The 24148-nt window shown below is 73.3% G+C and carries 8 protein-coding genes; 2 read left to right on the forward strand and 6 right to left on the reverse strand.

What is annotated here, in order from left to right; genetic code table 11:
• Positions 1-3 precede the first annotated feature (3 nt).
• A complete protein-coding gene (locus FNV62_RS09625) occupies positions 4-477 on the reverse strand; it encodes a roadblock/LC7 domain-containing protein (protein WP_054228754.1) in 474 nt (157 codons plus the stop codon).
• 2 nt (positions 478-479) lie between these two features.
• Entirely contained in the window at positions 480-3242 is a 2763-nt protein-coding gene (locus FNV62_RS09630; RefSeq protein ID WP_225900828.1) for an ATP-binding protein, read from the reverse strand.
• A 442-nt stretch (positions 3243-3684) separates the two neighbouring features.
• Here FNV62_RS09630 and FNV62_RS09635 point away from each other — a divergent pair, with 442 nt between their 5' ends.
• Both FNV62_RS09635 and FNV62_RS09640 read left to right on the forward strand, forming a co-directional pair.
• Entirely contained in the window at positions 3685-4641 is a 957-nt protein-coding gene (locus FNV62_RS09635; RefSeq protein WP_097283575.1) for an ABC transporter substrate-binding protein, read from the forward strand.
• A gap of 164 nt (positions 4642-4805) precedes the next feature.
• On the forward strand, positions 4806-5453 hold the full coding sequence (locus FNV62_RS09640; protein WP_143600666.1) for a TetR/AcrR family transcriptional regulator: 648 nt from the start codon (positions 4806-4808) through the stop codon (positions 5451-5453).
• A gap of 26 nt (positions 5454-5479) precedes the next feature.
• Here the strand turns inward: FNV62_RS09640 and FNV62_RS09645 are convergent, their stop codons facing one another.
• From FNV62_RS09645 to FNV62_RS09660, 4 genes are all read right to left on the reverse strand, one after another.
• The gene (locus FNV62_RS09645; RefSeq protein WP_143600668.1) at positions 5480-6259 is read right to left on the reverse strand and encodes an alpha/beta fold hydrolase; all 780 of its coding nucleotides are present in this window, start codon (positions 6257-6259) and stop codon (positions 5480-5482) included.
• A 64-nt stretch (positions 6260-6323) separates the two neighbouring features.
• On the reverse strand, positions 6324-7460 hold the full coding sequence (locus FNV62_RS09650) for an alpha/beta hydrolase (protein ID WP_097283578.1): 1137 nt from the start codon (positions 7458-7460) through the stop codon (positions 6324-6326).
• Positions 7457-10030, reverse strand: a complete 2574-nt coding sequence (locus tag FNV62_RS09655; protein WP_144315077.1) for a thioester reductase domain-containing protein — start codon at positions 10028-10030, stop codon at positions 7457-7459. Before FNV62_RS09655 ends, FNV62_RS09650 begins: the two co-directional genes overlap by 4 nt.
• A gap of 78 nt (positions 10031-10108) precedes the next feature.
• Entirely contained in the window at positions 10109-24094 is a 13986-nt protein-coding gene (locus FNV62_RS09660; protein ID WP_144315078.1) for a type I polyketide synthase, read from the reverse strand.
• Between the last annotated feature and the right edge of the window lie 54 nt (positions 24095-24148).

Here is a 24148-nt window from a genome sequence, read left to right on the forward strand (position 1 = left end):
CCGTCAACCGGTCGGCGCGATCCCCACGGTGTTCTTGAGCTCCATGACCAGTTGCGGGCTCAGAGCGGCACCGGCGCGGTTGGCGAAGAGGGTCATCTCGTACGCGATGTTCCCGAGCTTCGCCTCCTTGGAGGCGACCACGCCGAGCACCGCGCCCGCGCCGAGCGCGGACACCAGGACGTGCCCTTCCTCCAGGTCGATGATGACCTTGTTGAGCCCGCCGAGGCCGTAGTTGCCGGACGCGCCCATGGCGAGGCTGGTGATCCCGGAGACGATGGCCGCGAGCCGCTCCGAGTCCGCCTTGCCGCGCAGTTGGGACACCGCGATCAACAGACCGTCGGAGGACACCCCGATCACGTCGACGACGCCGGCGGTCTCGGTGGCGAAACGATTGAGCAGCCAATTGAAGTCGGCAGCGGCGGCCTTCACGTCCGTCGCCTGTTCCACGGCCGCGGACTCCGGTCCACCTGTCCACATGGTCACTTGCTCATGCCTTCCGGGAATGAGGGTCTGTTGTTCTCTGTGCTGGAATCGCCAGAGATGTCGGGACGGCCCCCTGAACGGGCCGACCCGAAGCCGGTACCGCGAGCCTCTGTCGCGCTCTCGCGCTCGGCCCGCAGCACGGCTTCCTCGAACTCGTCGATCTCGGATCGTGCCGCTTCCGCGTCGGCGGTCTGCCAGGCGGGCGGCCGTGGGTTGGTGATGGTCTGTTTGGGCAGCCGGGTCGAGGCGGTGGTGGCCTGCAGGGTCGCCCCGCGCACGCGCCGTCGGAGCGGACTGGGGCCGCCCTCGCCCGGTCGCGCCGGGGCGCTGCCGGGTGCCGACGGGGCCGTACCGGAGCCGCGCGCGGCGCTCGCACCGCGGGGCGGCAGACCGAGCCCGCTGCTCGTGCCGGTGTTCGGGCCGCGCGGCGGCTGCCCCGCCGCACTCCCCGGGCCGGTGCTCGCGCCGCGTGAGCGCTGCACGAGCCCGCCGTCCATACCGCTGCCCGCGGCGCGTGACGGCCGACCCTGTCCGCTCTCCATGCCGGTGCCACGCTGGTGGCCCGGGCCGCCGACCGCGTCCTGAGGCGTGCCGCGTCCCGCTGTCGCGCGCTCCGCGGGCTGCGCCGCCCCCGGAGTCGTGGCGCCCGGTGTGCCGCCCGGCCGTGGCCGGGATGCGCCCGGGCCGCCGTAGCCGCCCGAGGCGCCGTCGCCCATCGGTTCCTGACGGCCCGTGTGGCCGTCCGCTCCCCGGCTGCGCGCGGGGATCCTGCGCGGCAGGGACGAGGGGCCGGGTTCCGGGTCGACCGCCGCGGGGCGCGGTTCGGTCCCGCCGGGGCGGCGTGGCGGCGGCAGGATGTGCGGGGCCCTGGTCGCGGCCCCCGTGGGGTCGGCGAGCAGCAGATGGGAGCCGGGCACCGCGACGGTGACGGTGACGCCGCCGCCCGGGGTGCGGGTCAGGACGACCTCGATGCCCCAGCGCCGGGACAGACCGCCGACCACGAAGAGGCCGAGGACCTCGGTCGGGGCCAGGTCGAGCCGTTCGCGGCGGATCAGGCGGGCGTTCTCCTCCTCCAGCCGCTCGGCGCTCATCCCGAGCCCGTGGTCGATGATCTCGATCAGGGCACCGCCGCCGGAGCCGTGCCGGGGCCGCAGGACGACTTCGACGCTGCTGGACGCCGGGGAGAACGTCACCGCGTTCTCCAGCAGTTCGGCGAGCATCAGCGTGAGGTCGCCGACGATGTCGGGGGCGACGGTGACATCGCCCTCGGCGTGCGGGGTGACCCGCTGGTAGCCCTCGATCTGGCCGAGCGCGGCGCGGACGATGTTGCTGAGCCGCATCGGCCCGGTGTTGAGGCCCGTCTCGCGGATGCCGGCGAGCAGCATCAGGCTGTCGGCGTTGCGCTGGAGGCGTACCGCGATGTGGTCGATGCGGTAGAGCCGGTCCAGTACCTCCGGGTCGGTCTCGCCGCGCTCCACCGAGTCGATCAGCGCGAGCTGACGAGCGGTCAGGTTGCTGACGCGGTGGCCGACGTTGCCGAACATCTCGGCGATGTTGCGGCGGCTGATGACCTGGCGCTCCAGCAGGGCGGTCGCGGTCACCTGCACCTGGTTGAAGGCTTCGGCGAGTTCACCGAGTTCGTCGCGGACCGGCACGGGTACGGCTTCCAGGCGCGGCGGGCTCGCGTCGTCGGCGTCGTCGTCGGCGACCCGGGCGAGCTCGGTCTCGGCCGCGTCGGCCACGTGCTGGGCCGCCTCGGTGAGGCTCCGCACGGTCCGCACCACGGAGCGGCGGACCAGTACGGAGAACAGGATCCAGGCCGCGAAGGCGGCGAGGTTGGCGGCCACCAGCCACAGCACCTGCCACCAGGCGTCGCTGGACGCCTTCTGGGTGTCGGCGGCGATCTGGTGGATGAGCGACTCGGTGATCTTCAGCCGGTTCTCCGCCTGACGCTGGTACGTCGGGTCGGCGGCCAGGGCGTCGTCGAGCGCGGCGCGCAGCTGCGAGGCGTTCTCCGCGACCAGACCGCTGGGGTCGACCTGCAGTGCGGCGTAGTGCTGGGCGACGACGCTCTGGTACGGGCTGTGCTCGATCGCGGCGAGTTCGGCGCCCTGTTCCTGGCTGGCGAACCGGGTGAACCGCTCGGCCTGGTAGGTGTACTGCTCGTAGTCGCCGACGGCCCCGGTGTACTCGATGAGCGCGTTGGGGTCCCGGGTGCGGGCCGCGAACACACTGGTCTCGAAGGAGGCGTGGGCGGTGTCGGCGCGCAGCAGCGCGTCCAGCAGATTGCCCGCGGACTCCGAGGACTCGCCACCCGACTGACCGAGCCCGAGGCCGTTGATGAGGCCCTCGATGACCGATCCGTACGCCGGGTCGATGTTGTCGGCGGGGATCGGACCCTCTTCGATGGTCTTGCGGAGGCTGTCGAGGCCCTCCAGCTCCTTGAGCGCCTGGGCCTCGGCGTCGGGCAGCCGGTCCCCGTAGGTGGACCGCACGGCCTCCGCCTGGGCGGTGACCTTCTGCTGCGCCTGGAGGAAGGCGGAGGTGTTGGGCGCCTTCTCGCCGGAGCGGGCGGCCTCGTAGCGCAGGGAGACGAGGAGCGCCTGGCGGTGCTCGGTCTGCACGCCGTCGATGAGCTGGGTGACCTGCGCGCTGTCCCGCACGAGTTGGGCGGTGGAGGCGGCGGAACGGGCCGAGTCGATCTCGGCGTACACGACATAGGCGATCATCGCCGAAACGACGGCGAGCGGGACAATCACCAAGACGTTGAGTTTCCTGCGGAAAGGCCAACGGTCGAGGAGGGAAGGCGTCCGGCCTATTCGGGGAGCCGTGGTCTGCGGCCCCCGGGCGGCTTTCCTGTGCGCGGGCACCAAACCTCCTTGACTTCATTCCCAATTGGAAGCCCGCAGCCCGGGCTGCGTGGACTGAGTCATGCCAGCACGCTCGGGCCGAGCAAGTGGAACCAGGTCCCCCGACTCGGCCAACATTAGCGGCTGCCGCAAGAGTACGGCCATGATCAACCAAAAACTGACATGGCGATACGTCGGATTCGCGCCCGTTTCGGTCAGGTTGCGCCCACGCGGCGAAGCCGTGTGGTCTCCATCGGTGATCTATTCGTGTCTTGACGGTGCGTTACTGGGCTCGATTGGATCGTCATCACGCCATGCCTTCCGGCCGCCGACCGCCCATGCACAAGTCTGGATGACCAACGTGACCCACGCCAGAAGCACCAGAACGAACGCAACGTACGCTGTATCCCTGCTGGTTGTGGCCGCGGCCGCCCTCACGGGCTGCGGTTCCTCCGACAACTCCGGCAGCAAGGACCCGCTGAAGGGCGACACCGCCAAGGGCGGCACGGTCGTGGTCGGCTCCAACAACTTCCCCGAGAGCATCCTGCTCGCCGACATCTACGGCGAGGCCCTGAAGGCCAAGGGCATCAAGGTCAGTTACAAGTTGAACATCGGCAGCCGCGAGACCACCTACGGTCTGATCAAGAACGGCACGATCACCGTCCTGCCCGAGTACAACGGCGCGCTGCTGGCCTATCTGAACGCCAAGGCCGCCCCGACCACGGTCGAGGACACCAGCAAGGCCATCACGGCCGCGCTCGATTCCAAGCTGACCCTGCTCGACCCCTCCAAGGCCGAGGACAAGGACGCGATCGCGGTCAACGAGGCGACCGCCAAGAAGTACAAGCTCACGACCTCGTCGACGATCGCCGACCTCTCCGCCTCGGCCAAGGACCTGGTCATCGGGGGATCACCGGAGTTCCAGACGCGCAAGCAGGGATTGGTGGGCCTCAAGTCCGAATACGGCCTTGAATTCAAGTCGTTCAAGGCGCTGGACGCGGGTGGGCCGTTGACCGTGGCCGCCCTCAAGGGCAACAACATTCAGGCCGCAGATATTTTCACGACCGACCCCGGAATCACCAAGAACAAGTTCGTGGTCCTTCAAGACCCGAAGAATCTCTTCGGTTTTGAGAACGTGACGCCACTGGCCTACAAGAGCGGTCTCTCCGCCGCCGGAGTTTCCGCGCTCAACGCCGTATCGGCGAAGCTCGACACGGACACCCTGGTCAAGCTCAACGCCCAGGTGCAGAACGACAACAAGGACCCGCTGGACGTGGCCAAGAGCTGGCTGTCGACCGCCGGGCTGTAGTTCCGACGGAGGTGCGCAGGCCGGAGCGGGGGTCCGCCGCTCCGGCCTCTGCCGTGCCACGGGGTCTACGAGGCTCGACGGTTCGCCCCTCCGTCGCGAGATCACCGACGCCCGCCGACTGATCCGCTCATCAGTTCTGAAGGGGCCGCGGCTAGGATGAACGCATGCCCGATCAAGCCGCCGCCCAGCCCGCCAACCGCTTCGAACGCAGGCGCGCCCGGACCCGCCATGCCCTGATCGCCGCCGCCCAGGGGATCCTGGCCGAGCAGGGCACGAGCGAGGCCAGCATCCAGCAGATCGCCGAGCGTGCCGACGTCGGGTTCGGCTCCTTCTACAACCACTTCCAGACGAAGGCGGAGCTCTTCGAGGCGGCGGTCGTCGACGCGCTGGAGGAGTACGGCAAGCTGATCGACTCGATCACCGGCGACCTCGACGACCCCGCCGAGGTGTTCGCGGTGAGCGTCCGGCTGACCTTCCGGCTCGCCGACACCCACCCGGAACTCACCCGCGTCCTGCGCTACGGCGGCCTCCCCTACATCCACGCCGACTTCGGCCTGGGCCCCCGCGCCCTGCGGGACATCGAGAGGGGCAACGCCTCCGGCCGCTTCCAGGTGGACAGTCCCCTCGTCGCCCTCAGCGCCGTGGGGGGCTCCCTCCTCGGGCTGCTCCAGCTGAAGTCGTCCGCCACGTCCGAGCAGTCGGGCCCGGGCGCCGACGAGGAGATGGCCGAACTCGTCCTGCGCATGCTGGGCCTGCCCCCCGAGGAGGCCCACGAGGTCGCCCGGCGCCCACTGCCGATCGCGACGACCTAGGGCGACCTCGTGGGCTCGCGGGCGCCTCAGGGGCGCTCGGTCAGGAACCGGTCGATGGTCGAGGTGAGTTCCTCGGGCTTCTCCACCGGGAGTTCGTGGCCGGCGTCCAGGATGCGCACCTCCGCGTCCGGGTAGGCCTTCGCCATCCGCAGCATCTGGGAGACGGGCAGCTGGATGTCGTAGTAGCCGTGGATCATGAGGGTGGGGACACGGATCTCCCCGACCCGGTCGAGGACGTCGAAGGACCGCATCGCGCCGTAGCAGGTCATGACCACCTCCCGCGGTGTGGCCGCGGAGGTCCGGATGTACTCCTTGATCTCCTCGCGCGGGTACCCGGGGGCGAAGGCCCGCTGGATGTTGGCGGCGACGAACAGCTTGAACGGCACCCGCGTGGACACCGCCATCAGCAGGCCCCTCCCCCTGCTGTACGTCATCCGGCTGATCGAGTTCACCAGGACCATGCGCTCGATCCGGTCCGGGTGGCCCAGCGCCAGGGTCTGCGCGATCATCCCGCCCATCGAGTGACCGACGGGGACGAACCGTTCGACCTTCAGGTGATCGAGGACGGCGAGGACGTCCCCGGCCAGCTCCCCGATGCTCCGCCGTCCCGAGCCGTCGCTCTCTCCGTGGCCGCGCAGATCGACCCGTATGACCCGCCGCGTGGCGGAGAAGTGGGCCAGCTGGTGGTCCCAGCGGTGCCGGTTGGCGGTCCAGCCGTGGATGAACACCAGGGGCGCGCCCGCACCGTCACGGGGGCCCTCGTCGTCGTACGTCAGTCTGGCGCCGTCGACTTCGAGCTGCGGCATGGGTGGCCTCCTGCGGTGCGGTCCGGTTACTGACGGGTACGGTAACCGGCCGCCCGGTCCGCCGTCACCGTCGTTCGCCGAGGAATTCGAGGATGTGCCCGAACACGTCGAGGGCCGCGCCCCGGCCGAGGAACGTGTCCAGGTGGCCGTAGCCGGGAATCTCGGTGTACGCGACGTCCAGCTGCGGCTGTCTGCGGGCCAGTACGTCGTGACAGAGCCTCTGGGAGTCGAGCCACAGACCGTTCTCGCTGCCGGCGAGCAGCAGGACGGGGGTGTCGATACGGGCCGCCGCGTCCAGCGCGTTCTGCGGCAGCGCCCGGTAGCGGTGGTCGCCGTCGTGCCAGCGCACCACGGTGCGGGCCAGCTCGATGCGGCGCAGATGCGGCAGGATCCACAGCGGGGCGGGGCCCAGCAGCTCGGCGAGCCGGTGGTGGGTGGCCTCGGACAGGTGCTCGTGCACGAACAGCGAGGCGCCCGTCCCCCACGCCGAGTTGTGCAGGATCTGGCAGGTCGGATCCGGGCAGCTCGCCCCGCGCGAGGCGAGGGCGAACAGGGGGGTGTACTTCGACCACAGGCCGGCCCTGCGGATGTCGACCGGTATGTGATCGATGCGGGACCTGAGCAGCTCCCCCGCCAGCGACATGCGCAGCGAGGTGCGGCCCGCGAGCTTCGGCGTCAGAAACACGCCCTGGGACACCACACCCGCGAGGCCCGGGACCAGCCCGGCCGTCATGCTGAGCGACAGCGTGAGGGAGCCGACGCAGTGGGCGACCACGAACAGCGGCCGGTCGCCGATGCGGCCGCGGATGTGGGAGACGGCCGCCGGGATGTCGTACAGGGCGACGTCGTCGTACGTGTACTTCTGGCCGGTCTCGTTGTACGGCAGCCGGCAGCTGCCCCGCCAGTCGAGCAGCCAGGGCTCGTAGCCGTCGTCGAGCAGGACGTCGACCAGGTTGCGGGTCTCGGGCAGCAGGAACATGTCGGCCGACGCGGTGTGCCCGTGCAGGAGCAGCACGACGGGGCGGTCCGTGTCGCCGCTGTCCACCCGGGTCAGGCCGAGGCGTACGCCGTCACCCGCCCGGAAGGGGATCTCCTCGACCCGCGCCGGGTCGAGGCGGTGGTGGAGGGGGCGCAGGGTCGTGGCGCTCCTGACCCTGCGGAGCGTCGGCCTGGTGCGGGAGTCGGTGCTCCGGAGGATCATCGGTGGTGCTCCGAGGGGGTCGTGGTGCGGCGGAGGTCGAGGAGGTCGGCGGCGGCCCGGGCGAAGGGGCCGAGCAGACCGCGGCCCATCTCCAGGCCGAACCAGGCGAGCCAGGTCAGCTTGGCGGCCCGCTTCTCCTGGCTGGTCAGGCGCGGGTCGACCTTGATGCCGTCGACCTGGTCGCGCAGATAGCTGTCGGCGGGCACGACGAGCTCGCCCGCCAGGGCCGCCGGTGCGCCCTCGCGGCCGATCTCGACGGTGAGCGCCCGGGTCTGGCGCCATACGTCACGACGGGCCCGGGCGTACTTGTGGCCCTCCAGCCACCAGCGGCCGCCATCCGCGTCACGCAACACCAGCCGGTAGCTGAGGAGTCGGTGGCGCGTACCGTGCCGCTGCGGGATGCCCTCCTCGGGCCGGATCCAGACGTCGCCGTGCTCGACGACCAGGGGTTCGGGATGCACCGCCGCGCACGTCAACTCGCCGGTGACGTCGACGCGGCGCTCCTTCACCAGCTGGTACATGCTCGCGAGGGAGAGGGTGAGCGCCATCGAGCAGGGAGTGTCGGCGGGGGCTCCGACCGGGCCGACACCGCCCTCGGTCGTCTCGGAGAACCACAGGTAGGGCTGGTCGTCCTTGTGCGGCAGCCGGGCCAACCCGTCCTGGGCGAGCCGCTCGAACGTCCTCAGCTGGGCCTGGGCGTCGTAGCGGGCGGCGGGCCGCAACCCGAGCGCCTCGACGAGCGCGGCGGTGCGCTCGGCGGTGGCCGCCGGGCCCTTCAGGGTCGCCTCGCACAGCCTGAGCGCGGTGGGGTTTTGCAACACCCTGGTGAGGAAGGCCAGTTCGGGCACGGGCTCGGCTTCCAGCCGGGCCAGGGCGTGGGTCCGCCACTCGTCCCAGTCCTGTACGCGTACGTGCATCCCGCCGAGCGCCATGTCCCGTACGACGTCGTCGAGGGTGTTGGGTACGCCGGTCAGGTTGTAGTCGTAGCCCCACGCGTCGGGTTCGCAGACGACGCCGACCGCGACCCGGCTCACCCAGTCCACCGGGGCCGCGTTCAGGTGGCTGAAGGCGGGGACCGTGCGGAAGCGGCCGAAGGCCGAGAGGAGACCGCTGCTGAGGTCCTGCGGGTTGTAGGCGCCCGTCCTGGTGTGGCCGCCGATGCCGCCGGGGCGCAGGGCCGTGACGATCAGGCCGTGGTCGCGGGCCCGTCGCAGGGCGACCTCCGCCGCCCACTTCGTCTGGTCGTAGCCCGCGACGAGGCGGTCGACGTGGGCGAGCGGGTCGTCCTCGCCCATCGCGGTGATGCCGAACTCGTTGAAGACCGCGATGGAGGAGATGTGGTGCAGCGGCTTGGGGCGGCCGGTCGCCGCGAGCTCGGCGAGGGTCAGCGAGCCGACGACGTTGCTCTGCCGCAGCGACTGGTAGCCGCGCAGGAAGTCCACCGCCGCAGCCACGCCGACGACGCTGTCCAGCTCGTGGGTGAGCGTGGTCCACAGTTCGTCGGAAAGGCCCAGGTGCGGGCGCCGGATGTCGCCGGGGAGCACGGTCACCCGGCGGCGGACCTCCGACGACCAGGGCAGCTCGTACCTCTTGAGCGCCTCACCGAGCCGCCCGAGGGCCGCTTCCTCGTCGGCGGCGCGGACCAGGCAGTAGACGTGGGCGTCGCTGTGCCGCAGCAGGTCGAGGAGCATATGGCTGCCGAGGAAGCCGGTGGCGCCGGTCAGCAGGATCCGACGGGGCGGCAGCGGCTCGGGGTCGCCGGTCCAGGGCAGCCGGTCGGCGAGCGCCAGGTCGGCCAGGATCTGGTCGAGATCCTCGGGCCGGGCCGTGGGGTACGGGGCGGAGGTGACGGCCACCGCGGGGGCGGTGCGGGGGGCCGGGACGGGGAGGATGCCGGGTGCGGGCGCCGGACGGGTGCCCGCGGCGGACGACGGCGGCGGACTTCCCACCGTGACCGAGGCCGAGGTCCCCTCGGACCTGGCTGTACCTGCCGTGTCCGGGGCCCACATCACCCCGGGCGTGGGCGTTTTCGATGCGGCCGGGGCCGAGAGGGCGGCCGTGGCGCCCGCCGTCGACAGCCGGCGGTGGGCCAGGCTGGTCGGGCGGGCGTCGGCGAAGACGTCGTCGAGGGCGATCTCCATGCCCAGCTCGTCCTCCAGCGCGGCGACGAGTTCCACGGCGCCCACCGAGGTGCCCCCGGCGTCGAAGAAGTCGACGTCGGGCGACAGGCGCCCCTCGGGCAGATGGCGGCCCGCCACGGCGGCGATGGCTGCCGCCAGAGCCGCCACGTCCGGGACCGCTGCCGCCAGAGCCGCCACGTCCGGAACCGCTGCCGCCGGACCCTCCACGTCCCGGACCGCTGCCGCCGGACCCTTCACGTCCGGGGCCACGTCCGGAACCGCTGCCGCCGCAACGCCTCCGTCGGGACCGGTCGGCGTGGGCGCCGCGGCCTTCCTCACCTTCGCCAGCAGGGCGTCGACGCTCAGCCCGCCGCCACCACCCCGCTCGATCGCCTCGGCCGTCGCCCGCTGTCCGGCGTACACCGACGCGTCCTCGTTCATCTCACGCATGAGAGCCCTTCACCCCGTGACTTGTCCTTTCGCGCACTGCCACCACTGCCATCGGCTTCACCCGTCGGCGCCGCCGGTTCACCCCCGCCGCCAGGACCGGAAGGCCCGCAGGTGTTCCGGCGTGACCACGGTCTCCAGACGTTCGTCGTCCTGGTCCCCGCCACCGAGCGCGGCCAGCAGCCGCCGGGCCGGTACGTTGCGCGGAGTGCGCTCCGCCGTCAGCCGGACCTTGACGCAGCCCAGCTCGTCGGCACGGTCGGCCAGCCACCGCAACAGCCGTTCCTCGACTCCCCGGCCGAGCGCCCGGCAGCTCATCAGCCAGGCGAGTACGTCGAGTTGGTCGCCGTCCGCACGCAGGGTGAGCAGCCCGATCTGGCCGTAGTCGCCGAACCGGTCCCGGGCCGCGGCCGTCCACACCTCACCGCGCTCCCGCCACCGCCCGAGATCGGCCCCGTCGGCGGACCGGCCCCGCAGGGTGAACTGGTTGGTACGGCGGACGAGTTGCTCGGCCCGCTCGACATCGGCCCCGGACAGGGCCCGGATGTCGACCTCAAGTTCCAACTGGGCGAGGAACTCCTCGAATCCGGCCTGCGCGCGCACCGCGTCCCGGTCCCGCTCCTGTTCGTAGAACCGCGCCCGCAGCGCGTCCTCGGCCGTCGCCGCGGCCGGCACGAGCGGCCACAACCTGCCCAGGAATTCCCCCAGTTCGGCCGACGGCGGGCAGGTCACCGACAGCACCTCCGGCAGCGCGGACCGCAGTCCCGCGATCTCGACCGGGTTGTCGTCGAGGAACAGGAAGCTGTCCGGGCCGAGGCCGAGCGTCCGGGCCGCCTCGGCGAGCCGTGCGGACTTCGGGCCCCAGGTCGCGGAGAGCACGCTGAAGTGTTCGGCCTTGAGCAGGCTGTCCGGCCGGTCCAGGACGGCCCGTACCGTGGCCTCGTCGTTGTTGCTGACCAGTGCCAACAGCGCGCCCGCCGCACGCCACTGAAGGAGTCGGCGGGCGAGCAGGGCACGCGGTCCGGTCAGGTCCACCGCCTCCGGGCCGATCTCCCCGGCCACTCCGCCCCACAGCGTCTCGTCGCCGTCCACCGCGATCACCTTGGGCGCGGGGCGCCGTACCGCACGTACGACGTCGGCGAGGCACAGCGCCACCGCCGCCTGGAAGTGCGGGGTGAAGGGGAGGTGGGCGATGCGCTCGGTCCTCTCGTCGAAGGGTTCCTCGACGGCGTGGCGTCGGGTCCACTCGTCGGGGCGGAGCACCGCGATGCCGGGCACCTCGGCCAGTTCGTCGGCGATCTCGCGCTCCCACCGTGCGAAGCGGTCCCCCGCGTGCGCGGACGGCAGGAAGCCGACGATGAGCGGCTTTCGCGTCCGTTCGGACACGGCGCGCAGCGCGGCCGGGAACGCGGTACGCAACTCGCCGAGCAGCGCGTCGTCCACCGGGCCGAACCGTTCCAGGTCCGCCGCCCGCAGCAGCGCCACGCCCACCGCCGCCGTGGGGTCGGCGAAGACGCCGGAGGGATCACGCAGGGCGGCGAGCACCTGGTGGTACGGGGCTTCCGCGACGGTCAGGCCGCCGTCCCACGCGCCCTCCTCGACCGCCGCCTCGCACAGCAGGGGCAGATTCCCGAGGGCGAAGGTGGCGGCGAGGGCGAGCGACCGGCGCGGGGAGTGGCGCGTGTCCTCGGGCGCCCCCTCGGGCACCTCCACCGCCGTACCCGACGTCGAACGGACCGTCGGCGTCGCCTCGACCGCCGTATCCGGCATCGAACGGACCGCCGCCGTCGGATCGTCCGCCGCCTCCGCGAGCAGCCGCAGGAAATCCTCCCCCAGTTCGACAGAGGTCGCCGCGTCCAGGATGTCGAGGTTGTGGTCGAGCCGGACCCGGCCCGCGTCGGGGGTCATGGTGATCATCAGGTCGAGGTCGGAGTACCCGGTCCCGGCGGGCAGGACCTCCAGGTGGGCGAGGCGGCCCGCCGCGGAGCGTACGTAGTTGAAGTACACCTCGACCAAGGGCGCGTTCGCCCGGTGCAGCCCCTGTCGGGCGAGGGTCGACAGCACGTCCGAGAACATGGCGCCCTTCGCGAGGACCCGGTCGAGGCGGCCGTCGGTGCGGCGCAGCACCCGCTCGATCGGTTCGCCCGCCCCGGCCTCGGCCGGGAACGGCACCGGCACTCCGAAGAAGCCCACCGCGTCGTACGCGTCGGCGTGGATGCGGGTGTCGACGGGCACGGCGAGAACGAAGCGTTCCTTCTGCCGCATCCTGGCGAGCAGCACGGTCAGGGTGCCGAGGCAGAAGGCGGCGGGCGTGATCGCGAGCCCGCTCGCGGCGGCCGACACCCGTTCCATGAGCCCGTCGGGGATCGTCACGCTCACGCTGCCGGCCCGGTACGAGCGTGTCGCCGGGCGGGGCCGGGCGAGCGTCAGGTCGAGTCGGTCACTGCCCTGGAAGGCCTCGCGCCATGCGGTCACGCCCTCGCCGGGGGTGTCGTCCGTCTGTTGCGCCTCGATCAGGAGATCGATGTCCCGGTTGGTGACGGCGTCGCCGAGCGAGGTGCCGGACAGTTCGGCGTCGAGTTCCCCCGCCACGAGCAGCAGCGACTGCAGGTCGCTCACCGCGTGGTGCGCGCCGAACGCCAGGACCTGGCCCCGGGCACCGGCGTCGAGCAGCTCGAAGCGCCACAGCGGAGGGTTCGCCAGGTCGAAGGGCGGTTCCAGCAGCCGACGCAGCCGGTCGGCGCCGTCGAGTTCGTCGTCGCCGGGCACGTCCGTCCAGCGCAGCACCGGCCGTGCGAGCTCCCGGTCCACCCGGAGCAGCCGCGCGTGTTCGCCTCCGGCACCGGTCACGATCGCGGTGCGCAACGCGGCGTGCCGTCCGGCGAGACGGGTGAGGATGTCGGTGAGCTCCTCGCGGGTCGTGGGCGTGGTGAGCCGGAGGGCCAGGCCGACGGCGTGGGCCGCGTCCGGCATGCCCGGCCGGGCGCTGCGCAGCAGTCGTAGGACATCGCGGGTCGCGGGCCGCAGTTCGCTCTCGGGCACCTCGACGGCGGCCTCGGGCCGCCGCGCCTCCGGCCGCCGTTCCCCGGCCTGCGCGGCGGTGTCCCGTTCGGGCAGCACCTCGCCGAGCGCCCGGGCCAGGCCGCGGATGTCGGAGGCGGAGAACACGGTGGCGGCCGGGAGTTCGGCGCCCAGCTCGCGGGCGAAGGCGTTGCGCAGTCGGACGAGCATGAGGGAGTCCAGGCCGAGTTCCTTCAGGGCCGTGGTCGCGGAGACGTCCACCATGCCTTCGGAGACCTGGCCGACCCGGGCCCGTACATACGCTTCGAGGCGGTCCGCGCGGTCCCGTTCCGTCGTCGCCGCGAACACGCTGGCGACGAGGTCGTCCGCGGCGTCACCGCCGGTCGGTACGGTGATCAGGTCGCGGAGGATCGGACGGGTGCGGGCCGCGTCCGGGTCGTGCGCGAGGGTCTCCCAGTCCAGGGCGAGGGGGGCGAGTTGGCGGCGGGAGGTGGCCAGTACCCGTTCGAAGAGTTCGCCCCCGTCCTGCGGGGAGAGCGCGAGCAGCCCGGACCGGCCTGTCTCGGCGGCGCGGATGCCGGACTCGGCGACCATGCCCACGCCCGCCCAGGCGCCCCAGTCCAGGCTCAGCGCCCGGCGGTCGGCACGGGAGAGATGGTGCGCCCAGGCGTCGAGGAAGGCGTTCGCCGCGGCGTACGGGCTCTGTCCCGCGGAGCCGAGGAGACCGGCCGCCGAGGCGAACAGGACGAGGCTCTCGGCCTCCGGGATCAGTTCGGTGAGCAGCGTGGTGCCGAGGACCTTGGGGGCGAGCACACGCAGGACGCGCTCGTCGGTCAGGTTCGCCACCGTCGCGTCGTCGAGGACACCGGCCGCGTGGACGACTCCGGCGATCGGCCCCGCTTCCCGTCGTACGGCGTCCAGGGCTGCCGTCAGTTCCTCGCGGTCGGCCACGTCGGCGCGGGCGAGGTGCACGGTGGTCCCGTGTTCTTCGAGGCCCCTGATCCAGCTCGCGGTGTGCGCGTCGGGCTCGCCGCGGCTCATCAGGGCCAGTCGGCGGGCGCCGCGGCGGACCAGTCGTTCGGCGACGACCCGGCCGAGGCCGCCCAGACCGCCGGTGATCAGGTACACCCCGTCGGACGTGACCTCGCCGTTGCCGCCGTCGTCGGGGCGGGTGCGGGCCAGGCGCGGGACCAGTCGGCCCGACTCCCGCAGCGCGACGAGCCGTTCGTCGTCCGCGTGACGCAGCTGTGTCCACAGGGCGTCGACACCGTCGGTGGGCGGCAGGTCGATCAGGGTGGCCGACAGCTCCGGGTACTCCTGCGCCACCGCAAGGCCGAAGCCCCAGGCGAGGGCCTGCTGAGGGTGCGTCACCCGCGTGCTGTCACCGGCGGCCTGGCTGCCCCGCGCGACGACGAACAGACGGGGGGCCCGACCCACCGGCCGGTCCGCAAGCGCCCGTACCAGGTGCAGCGTGCTCAGGCAGCACAGCCGCGCCGCCTCCTCGGCCGTACCGGCATCCGTGATCGCCGGGGCGTCGAGCGCGGACAGCTGGACCACCCGCTCGGGCGGCCCGTCGGGGAAGGCCTCGTCCAGGAGGCGGGCCAGGTGCCGCGGATCGGCGGGGTCGAGCACGTAACGACCGGGTCCCTCGACGCCGAACGACTCACCCCTGCGGGCGATCACCCGCGGCACGGTCGAGCCGAGCCGCTCCGCCAGTGCGGCCGCGACGCCCGTGTCGTCCGCCAGGATCAGCCAACTGCCCTCGGCGGGCGGCTGTTGTGCGGCCGGACGCGGCTGCCAGTGCGTCTCGAAGAGCGCGCCGTCCAGCGGAGACAGTGCGGACAGTTCGAACTCCCCTGCCTCAAGGACGAGTTGCTCGTCCTCGTCCCACAGCCGCAGGTCCACGGTCGCCGTGTCGCCGTCCACGGAACGCAGTCGGCAGGTCGCCCACACGGGGGCCGTGCGCAGTCCGGTGAAAGTCAGTCGCCCGACGGCCGCGGGCACGAACGCCCGGCCCTCGGGCGCGCCGCCCGGCAGGGCGGCCGTGTGGAAGGCCGCGTCGAGGACGGCGGGATGCAGCAGATGTCCGGCGGCGGGCGTGCGGGCCAGGCGGCCGAGGGCGGCCATGTTCGTACGGCGGCCCTCCTCCAGCCCCCGGAAGGCGGGGCCGTAGTCGATGCCCAGGGCCGCGAGCCCGGCGTAGACCGCCGCCGGATCGACGTGCTCGTCGCACCGTTCGCGCACGGCGTCGAGCCGCTCTTCGTCGTCGGTGGCGGTTTGCGCGGTGACCGCGAGACGTCCGCTGACGTGCCGCTGCCACGGCGCGCCGTGCCCACCGGAGGGGGTCGAGGCGATGGTGAAGTCCCGGAAGCCGTCCTCGGCCGGGCTCAGGACCAGTTGCAGCCGTACGGGCCGGTCCACCTCCAGCGGCAGCGCCTGTACGAACCTGACGTCGGCCAGCTGTACTTCGCCGCCGCCGCGCAGCGTGGACGCGGCCTCCAGGGCCATGTCGAGGAAGGCGGCGCCGGGCAGCCAGACCTCACCGGTGACCCGATGGTCGGTGAGATAGGCGAAGCGGCTGTCGTCGAGGTCGATGTCTGCCTGGAAGAGGTGCCGGTCGGGTTCGTCGCTGGCCTCCAGGTGCGTGCCCAGGAGCGGAGATGCGCCGGCCGAGGCGGTGGCCGGGGCGGGCGCGAGCCAGTGGCGTTCGCGGGCGAAGGCGTAGGTCGGCAGGTCGACCCGGCGTCCCTGCGGGAACAGCAGCGGCCAGTCGGGCGTGTGCCCGGCCGTGTACAACTCCCCCAGCCCGCGCAGCAGTACGTCGTGTCCGTCGCTCTGCCGGCGCAGCGAGCCGATGCCGACCGCGTCGATCCCGGCCTCCGCCGCCACCGCCTCGATCGACGAGGTGAGCGAGGGGTGCGGGCTCAGTTCGACGAAGTAGCGGTAGCCGTCGTCCAGCATCCGTCGGATCGTGTCCGCGAACCGGACCGGCTCCCTGAGGTTGGCGTACCAGTGGTCGGCGTCCAGCCGGTCGCCGGGGACAGGTTCGGCCAGCACCGCCGAGTACAGCGGGGTCGGTGTCCGCACGCCCCTAATGCCGGAGAAGCGGTCGAGCAGCTCCGCGCGGAGCGGGTCCATCAGGGGGGTGTGCGAGGCGAACGGTGTCGTCAGCGGGCGTGCGGCGATGCCCCGTTCGTCGAGGCGGTCGCGCAGCTCGGCCAGTGCGTCGACCTCGCCGGAGACGGCCGTGGACCGGGCGCTGTTGACCGCCGCGACGAACAGGCGGCCCGTGAACGGCGCGAGCAGCTCCTCGACCCGCGCGGGCGGCAGCTCCAGGGACAGCATGCCGCCCTGGCCCACCAGCGGTACGACCGCCTGTCCGCGTCCGGTCACCACGGTCACGGCCTCGTCCAGGGTGAGGGCGCCCACGCTGTACGCGGCGGCGATCTCGCCCAGGCTGTGTCCGACGACGGCGTCCGGGCGGACGCCGAGCGTGCGCCAGGCGGCGGCCAGTGAGGCGTTGACCGCGAACAGCACCGGTTGCAGGAACTCGGTGCGGCCGAGCGGGGCGAACTCCTCCGGCGCCCGCAGGGCGTTGAGCACCGACCAGCCGACCCGTCGGCGAACGGCCTCGTCGATGCGGACCAGCTCCTCGCGGAACGCCTCCGACCCGGCCATCAACTCGACGCCCATGCCGGGCCATTGACCGCCGTGCCCGGCGAAGACGAAGGCCACCTTGCCCGTCCCGTCGTCGCGGGGCGCGGCGAGGGGCGCCCGCCCGCTCGCCAACGCGTCCAGCCGTAGCAGCAGTTCGTCCCGGTCGCCCGCGACGAGGGCCGCGCGCCGTTCGAAGTGGCTGCGGTGCCGGGCCAGGGTGTGGGCGACGTCGAGGAGGGCGATGTCCTCGCCGGCCTCCTCGGTCAGGTGGTCGGCCAGTCGCGCGGCCTGCCCCCGCAGGGCGGCCTCGCTGCGTCCCGACAGCACGAACAGCCGCTTTCCCGGCGGGACTTCGCCCTTCCCGTCCGCCCTCTCGACCGGCGGGGCCTCCTCCACGATCACATGCGCGTTGGTCCCGCTGATCCCGAAGGCACTCACTCCGGCCCGTCGTGTCCGCCCCGGCGACGACGGCCAGGGCGCCGTGTCCCGCACCAGCCGCAGGCCGCTGTTCTCCCAGTCGACGTGCCTGCTGGGTGTGTCGGCGTGCAGGGTGCGCGGCAGGGTCCGGTGGCGCAGCGACTGCACCACCTTGACGAGGCCGATCACACCCGAAGCAGCCTGCGCGTGTCCGATGTTGGACTTGAGCGAGCCCAGGTACAGGGGGTGGTCCTGCGGGCGTGAGTCGCCGAAGACCTCAGCCAGGGCGTTCGCCTCGATCGGGTCGCCCAGCGTGGTGCCCGTGCCGTGCGCCTCCACGTAGTCGATGTCGGCGGGCCGCAGCCCGGACAGCTCCAGGGCCCGCCGGATCACCTGTTCCTGCGCCGGGCCGTTCGGCGCGGACAGCCCCTGGCTGCGGCCGTCCTGGTTGACGGCCGTGCCGCGCAGCACGGCCAGCACCTCGTCACCGTCGCGCCGGGCGTCGCTCAGTCGCTTCAGTACGACCATGCCGGCGCCCTCGGCCCAGATGGCGCCGTCGGCGTCGTCGGAGAAGGAGCGGCAGCGGCCGGTCGGGGACAGGCCCCGCAGTCGGCTGAACTCCACGAAGGTTCCCGGGGTCACCATCACCGTCACGCCACCGGCGAGCGCGAGGTCGCACTCTCCGGCCCGCAGCGCCTGCGCCGCCAGGTGCAGTGCCACCAGCGACGAGGAGCACGCCGTGTCCACCGTCAGCGCGGGGCCGCCGAGCCCCAGCGCGTAGGCGAGCCGCCCCGAGGCCACGCTCAGCGCCGAGCCCGTACCGACGTACCCGTCCAGCTGGTCGAGGCGGGACCCCGCCAGGTAGTCGCTGCCGAACATGCCGACGTACACACCGGTGGCGCTGCCCGCGAGTTCGGCTGGCACGATCCCGGCGCGCTCCAGCGCCTCCCAGGCCGTCTCCATCAGCAGCCGTTGCTGCGGGTCCATCGCGGCCGCTTCCTTCGGGGTGATCCCGAAGAAACCCGCGTCGAAGGACGTCAGGTCATCGTCGTTCAGGAAGCCGCCCTCATGGGCGTACGACTTGCCGACGGCGTCCGGGTCCGGGTCGTACAGCGCCGCCACGTCCCAGCGTTCGGCCGGGAAGGGGCCCACCGCGTCGCGCCCCTCCGCGACCAGGTTCCACAGGCCTTCCGGATCGCTCACACCGCCCGGCAGCCGGCAGGCCATGGCGACCAGGGCCACCGGTTCGTCGGAGGCCGGCGTCGTGGCGCGTGTGGGCCGTGTGGCGGGAGTGGTGCGGTCGCCCGCCGCGAGGGCGGTGGACAGCAGGTGCGCGGCGAGCCGGGCCGCGGTGGGGTGGTCGAACAGCAGGGTGGCCGGGAGCTTGGCGCCGATCCGGGCGCCGATGCGGTTGCGGAGTTCGACCGCCGTCACCGAGTCCATGCCGAGTTCGCGCAGCGGCTGGTCGGGGCGGACGGACTCCGTCGAGCGCAGGCCGAGGGCGCGGGAGATCTCCTCGCGGACCAGGGCCAGGACGCGTTCGGCGCGTTCGGCCTCGGGCAGCCGGGCCAGGCGGTCGGCCAGACCGTCGCCGCCGCTGCGGCCGGTGCGGGGGGCGGGCAGCAGCGAGCGCCACACCGCCGCCGTACCGCCGACACCCGTCGTGGCCGCGGTCGTCGCGGTCTCGCGCAGGCGTGGCAGGTCCAGGGCCCAGGCGACCAGGTGCGGGGCGCCCTGCCGCAGGGCGAGTTCGACGAGTTCGCGGCCCTGGTCGGGGGTGAGGGCGCGGTGGCCGAGCCGGGCCATCCGGTCCAGGTCGGCGTGCGCGGCGGCGAGACCCTCGCCCGCCCAGGCGCCGAAGGAGAGGGAGACGCCGGGCAGGCCCAGGGCTCGCCGGTGGTGGGCGAGTTGGTCGAGGAAGACATTGGCCGCCGCGTAGTTGCCCTGGCCCGCGTTGCCGACGACTCCGGCGGCCGAGGAGACCAGCAGGAACAGGTCGAGTCGCGCGTCGGCGGTGAGCCGGTGCAGATGGGCGGCGCCGTCGACCTTGGGGCGCAGTACCTGTGCGAGGCGTTCGGGCGTCAGCTCGGCGACCACCCCGTCGGCCAGGACTCCGGCGCAGTGCACGACACCGCGCAGCGGCGACTCCTCCCCGATACGGCCGAGCAGCCCGGCCACGGCCGCCGCGTCCGCGATGTCGCAGGCCGCGACCTCGACCTCGGCGCCGAGCGCGGTCAGTTCGGCGGCCACCTCGGCGGCGCGTGGATCGTCTGGTCCTTGACGAGATGTCAGAAGGAGGCGCGGAACGCCGTGTTCGGCGAGCAGCCGGGCGATGTGCCGCCCGACGGCACCGAGACCTCCGGTGACCAGCACTGTGCCGTCGGTGGGTACGAGGGCGGGGCGGCCGGCCAGGTCGGGGACGACAGGGGTGCCGGTCGCGTCCCGGTCGCGGGCGCGGGCGCGGACGAGTCGCGGCGCGAGCAAGGTGCCCGCGCGGGAGGCGAGTTCGGGCTCCTCGGCGTGGGTGGCGGCGGTCAGGAGCGCGTCCGCCGGGTCGGAGTGGTCGAGGTCGAGCAGGGTCAGGCCGAGTTCCGGGTGTTCGGCGCGGGCGCTGCGGGCGAGCCCCCACAGCACGGACTGGGCGAGGCCGGGCACGGTGTCCTTGTCGACGGCCCCGACCGCACCGCGCGTCACCCACACGGTCCGGGCGGGTGCCTCGTCCTGCGGGAGGGCGATCAGGGCACGCAGTTCGGCCAGGGCCGCGACCGCCAACTCCTGTGCCGCGGCGGACGGTTCGGCGTCCGTCGCGGGGCGCGGCCAGAACCGTACGAACACGTCGACGCCGCCCGTCCCCCTCACGTCGACGCCGCCCACCCCGCTCACGTCCGCGCCGCCCGTCCCGCTCCGGACGTGGGTCCCCGCCGCCGCGAGGCCGCGCAGGGCCCCGGCGACCTCCGGGTCCGCGGGGTCGCCGACGACGGCCCACTCGGTGCCCGGCGCCTCGTCGGGCTGTTCGGGTACGGCCGTCCAGACCACCTCGTACAGGTGCCGGGGGTTCTCCGAGGCGCCGTTCAGGTCAGCCGGGTCCGCCGCCCGCAGTCGTACGCCCTCCAGACGACCGGCCGGGAAGCCGTCGGTGTCCCACAGCGTGACGTCCAGGGTGAGGTCCGTGCCGGAGCCGCCCGTGCGTCGTACGGCAGCGGTGAGCTCCCTCGCGCCACCGGGCGGCAGGACGCACCGGCCCACCGCGACCGGGAGCAGCACCCGGCCGTCGGACGCGTCGAGCGCCGCGGCCACGTGCAGGGCGGCGTCCAGCAGGGCGGGGTGGAGGGGGTACGGGTCTGCCGCGTCGCGGGCCGTGGGCGGCAGCGAGAGCCGGGCCAGCAGTTCACCGTCGCCGGTCGTGACCGCCGACCGTACGCCCTGGAAGGCCGGGCCGTAGCCGAGGCCGAGCGCGGTGAGCCGCTCGTACGTCTCCGGGGTCCAGGCCGGTTCGGCGGCCTCCGGCCACACCGGGGGCCGATCCGCCGTCGGCGCGGCGGGCGCGGACGCGGACGCGGTGGCGTGCAGGGTCCAGCCCGTGGCCTCTAGGGCGCGCGGGCGGCTGTGCACGGTGATGTCCGGTACGGGACCGGCGGTGACCACCTCGACGGACACCTCGACCGTGCCGGAGTCGGGGAGGGTGAGCGGGCTGAGGAGGAGCAGATCGGTGAGGTCGGCCGGGTCGTCCGGGCGGGCCACGGCGAGCGCGGCGCGGCAGAGTTCCATCAGGGTGGTGCCGGAGACGACGGTCCGGCCGAACACGGTGTGGTCGGGCAGCCAGTCGGCGGTGTCCTCGGACCACTCGCCCCGGAAGGTCCAACGGGTCTCGTCCGGCGACTGGAGCTGGATCCCTAGCAGGGGGTGCGCGGCACGGTCGAAGAGGCCGGAGGCACCGGTCGTGGACTCGGGCTCGATCCAGTGGCGCCGCGGATCCCAGGCGTACGTCGGCAGGTCGGCGGGGGCTGTGTCGGGGACCAGCCGGCGCCAGTCGATCCGCCGTCCGTGGACGTGGAGTTCGGCGGTGGCCCGGTCCAGGCAGGCGGGTCCGTCCTCGTCGCGGCGCAGTGAGCCGACGGCGACCAGGTTCTCGTGGCCGGAGTCCTCGGCGACGGTGTGCAGGGCGGTGACGAGGGAGGGGTGGGGGCCGAGTTCGACGAAGCAGCGGTAGCCGTCCGCGGCCATGCGCTCCACGGTGGGTGCGAAGCGGACGGGCTCGCGCAGATTGGTGTACCAGTAGTCGGCCTCCAGCTCCTCGGTGACCGGCTCGCCGGTGACGGTGGAGTACCAGGCGACGGAGGTCGGGCAGGTGGTGACGCCGTCGAGTTCGTCGAGGACCGTCGCGCGGACCGGCTCGACCCCGGGGCCGTGGGAGGCGTAGTCGACCTCGAGGCGGCGGGCGAAGACCTGCTCGCGGTCGAGGTCGGCGAGCAGGTTTTCCAGGGGCCCGACGTCACCGGCGATCACCGTCGAGCGGCCGCTGTTCACGGCGGCGACGCAGACGCGTCCGTCGAGGTCGGCGAGGCGGTTCTCGACCTCGGCGTGCGGGAGGGCGACGACCGCCATGGTGCCGGTGCCCGACAGTCCGGTCAGGGCCTGGCTGCGCAGGGCGACCACCGCGGCGGCGTCGTTCAGGCTGAGCGCGCCCGCGACGCAGGCCGCGGCGACCTCGCCCTGGCTGTGCCCGACCACGGCGTCCGGCCGTACACCCCGGGCCCGCCACACCGCGGCCAGGGACACCATCACGGCGAACAGGACCGGCTGCACGACGTCCACGCGGTCCAGGGGCGGGGCGCCCTCGGCACCACGCAGGACGGCCGCCACCGACCAGGTGGTGAAAGGGCGCAGGGCGGCGTCGCAGCGGTCGAGTTCGTCCGCGAACACCGGGTCGCGGTCGAGCAGGTCGCGGGCCATGCCGGTCCACTGGGAGCCCTGGCCGGGGAAGACGAACGCCACCTTGCCGGTGGGGACGGTCTGCTGGGGTCCGACGACCGTATCGGTACCGGTACCAGTACCGGTGTCGGTGTCGGTGTCGGTGTCGGTCGGGCCCTCGGCGAGTGCGCGCAGGGCGGTCAGCAGGCCGTCGCGGTCGGTCGCCCGCACGACGGCCCGGTGCTCGAAGTGCGTGCGGTGGTGGGCCAGCGTCGCGGCCACCTCGGGCAGCGTCGGCCGCGGCTGTGCGTCGAGCGCTTCGAGGAGGCGGGCGGCCTGGCCCCGGAGGGCGGGGAGGGTACGGGCGGAGAGCGGGAAGAGGGTCGCGCCGGGGAGGTCCGCCAGGGGTGTCCCGGTGGCCGGCCGTACGAGGTCCCGCGGCGCCTCCTCCAGCACCACGTGCGCGTTCGTACCGCTGATCCCGAACGCGCTCACCCCGGCCCGCCGCACCCGGTCGCCGCCCCGCGGCCATGCCCGGGCGGCGCTGTGCACCCGCAGGCCGCCGCCCGCCCAGTCCACGTGCTCGGTCGGGGTGTCGGCGTGCAGCGAGGCGGGGAGCAGTTCGTGGCCGAGGGCCAGGACCGTCTTGATGACACCGCCGATGCCCGCCGCGGCCTGGGTGTGACCGATCTGGGACTTGAGGGAGCCGACACCGAGCGGCCGGTCGGCCTGGCGCCCCGGCCCGAAGACGGCGGCGAGCGCCCGGCCCTCGATGGGGTCCCCGAGCCGGGTGCCCGTGCCGTGCGCCTCGATGTGGTCCAGGTCGTCCGGGCGGAGTCCGGCCGCGTCGAGGGCGGCCCGCACCACCCGTTCCTGCGCCGGGCCGCTCGGGGCGCTCAGGCCCTGGCTGCGGCCGTCCTGGTTGATGGCCGACCCCTTGACGACGGCGAGGACCCGGTCGCCGTCGCGGCGCGCGTCCGCGAGCCGCTTGAGCAGCACCAGACCGCAGCCCTCGGCCCACACCACGCCGTCCGCGTCGGTCGAGAACGGGCTGCACCGCCCGGACGGCGACAGCCCGCGCAGCCGGCTGAACTCGACGTGTCCGCGCGGGGTGACGAGGAGCGTCGCGCCGCCCGCCAGCGCGAGGTCGCACTCGCCGCTCGCCAGCGCCCGCGCGGCCAGGTGCAGGGCGACGAGGGAGGAGGAGCAGGCGGTGTCGACGGTGACCGCCGGGCCCTGAAGGCCGAGGGTGTAGGCGATGCGTCCGGAGGCCACGCTGGACGCCGAACCGGTGCCCACGTGCCCGTCGAGCCGGCCGAGCGCGGCCGAGGCCTGGTAGCCGCTGTCGTACAGCCCGATGTAGACGCCCGTGGAGCTGCCGTTCAGGGTGTCCGGGACGATCCCGGCGCGCTCGATGGTCTCCCAGGCGGTCCTGAGCAGCAGCCGCTGCTGGGGGTCCATGGCCGCGGCCTCGCGCGGTGAGATCCCGAAGAAGTGCGCGTCGAAACGGTCGATGTCGGAGAGGAAGCCGCCGCGCAGGGTGTACGCCTTGCCGGAGGCCTCCGGGTCGGGGTCGTAGAGCCCCCGGGTGTCCCAACGGCCCGCGGGCACCTCGGTGATGGCGTCCTCGCCGGAGGCGAGCAGCCGCCACAGCGCCTCGGGGTCGTCGGCGCCGCCGGGGTAGCGGCAGCCCATGGAGATGACGGCGATGTCCTCGTCGCCGCGTACGGGCGCGTCCGCCGGCACCGGCGCCGCCGCGCCGACGGGTCCGTCGTCGAGGACCGCCGCGGCGAGCGCCGCGACGGTGGGGTGGTCGAAGACGAGGGACGGCTCCACGGGGCGGCCGATCCGACCGGAGAGCTCCGCGGCCAGGGTCACCAACTGGCGTGATCCCAGGCCGAATTCGGCGATCGGCCGCTCGGGGTCGACGGCCAGTGGGTCGAGCCCGGCCGCCTCGGCGACGGCCGACGTCAGCCAGGCCCGCACGTCCTCGGAGGTCACGTCCTCGGAGGTCGTGAGGGACATCTCGGGGAACTGCTTCGGGGACTCGCTCGCAGGCATCGGGAAAGGTGTCCTCGTGAACTCGGGTTCAGGCGGATTCCGTACGACGGGTAC

The sequence above is a fragment of the Streptomyces sp. RLB3-17 genome, from assembly GCF_007113425.2.
Taxonomy (GTDB): domain Bacteria; phylum Actinomycetota; class Actinomycetes; order Streptomycetales; family Streptomycetaceae; genus Streptomyces; species Streptomyces mirabilis_D.

What these genes read in the sequence shown, in the direction of transcription:
- FNV62_RS09650 (WP_097283578.1), bottom strand. Translation starts at nt 7,460, where the DNA reads ATGATCCTCCGGAGCACCGACTCCCGCACCAGGCCGACGCTCCGCAGG.
- FNV62_RS09635 (WP_097283575.1), top strand. Translation starts at nt 3,685, where the DNA reads ATGACCAACGTGACCCACGCCAGAAGCACCAGAACGAACGCAACGTAC.
- FNV62_RS09645 (WP_143600668.1), bottom strand. Translation starts at nt 6,259, where the DNA reads ATGCCGCAGCTCGAAGTCGACGGCGCCAGACTGACGTACGACGACGAG.
- FNV62_RS09625 (WP_054228754.1), bottom strand. Translation starts at nt 477, where the DNA reads ATGTGGACAGGTGGACCGGAGTCCGCGGCCGTGGAACAGGCGACGGAC.
- FNV62_RS09655 (WP_144315077.1), bottom strand. Translation starts at nt 10,030, where the DNA reads ATGCGTGAGATGAACGAGGACGCGTCGGTGTACGCCGGACAGCGGGCG.
- FNV62_RS09660 (WP_144315078.1), bottom strand. Translation starts at nt 24,094, where the DNA reads ATGCCTGCGAGCGAGTCCCCGAAGCAGTTCCCCGAGATGTCCCTCACG.
- FNV62_RS09640 (WP_143600666.1), top strand. Translation starts at nt 4,806, where the DNA reads ATGCCCGATCAAGCCGCCGCCCAGCCCGCCAACCGCTTCGAACGCAGG.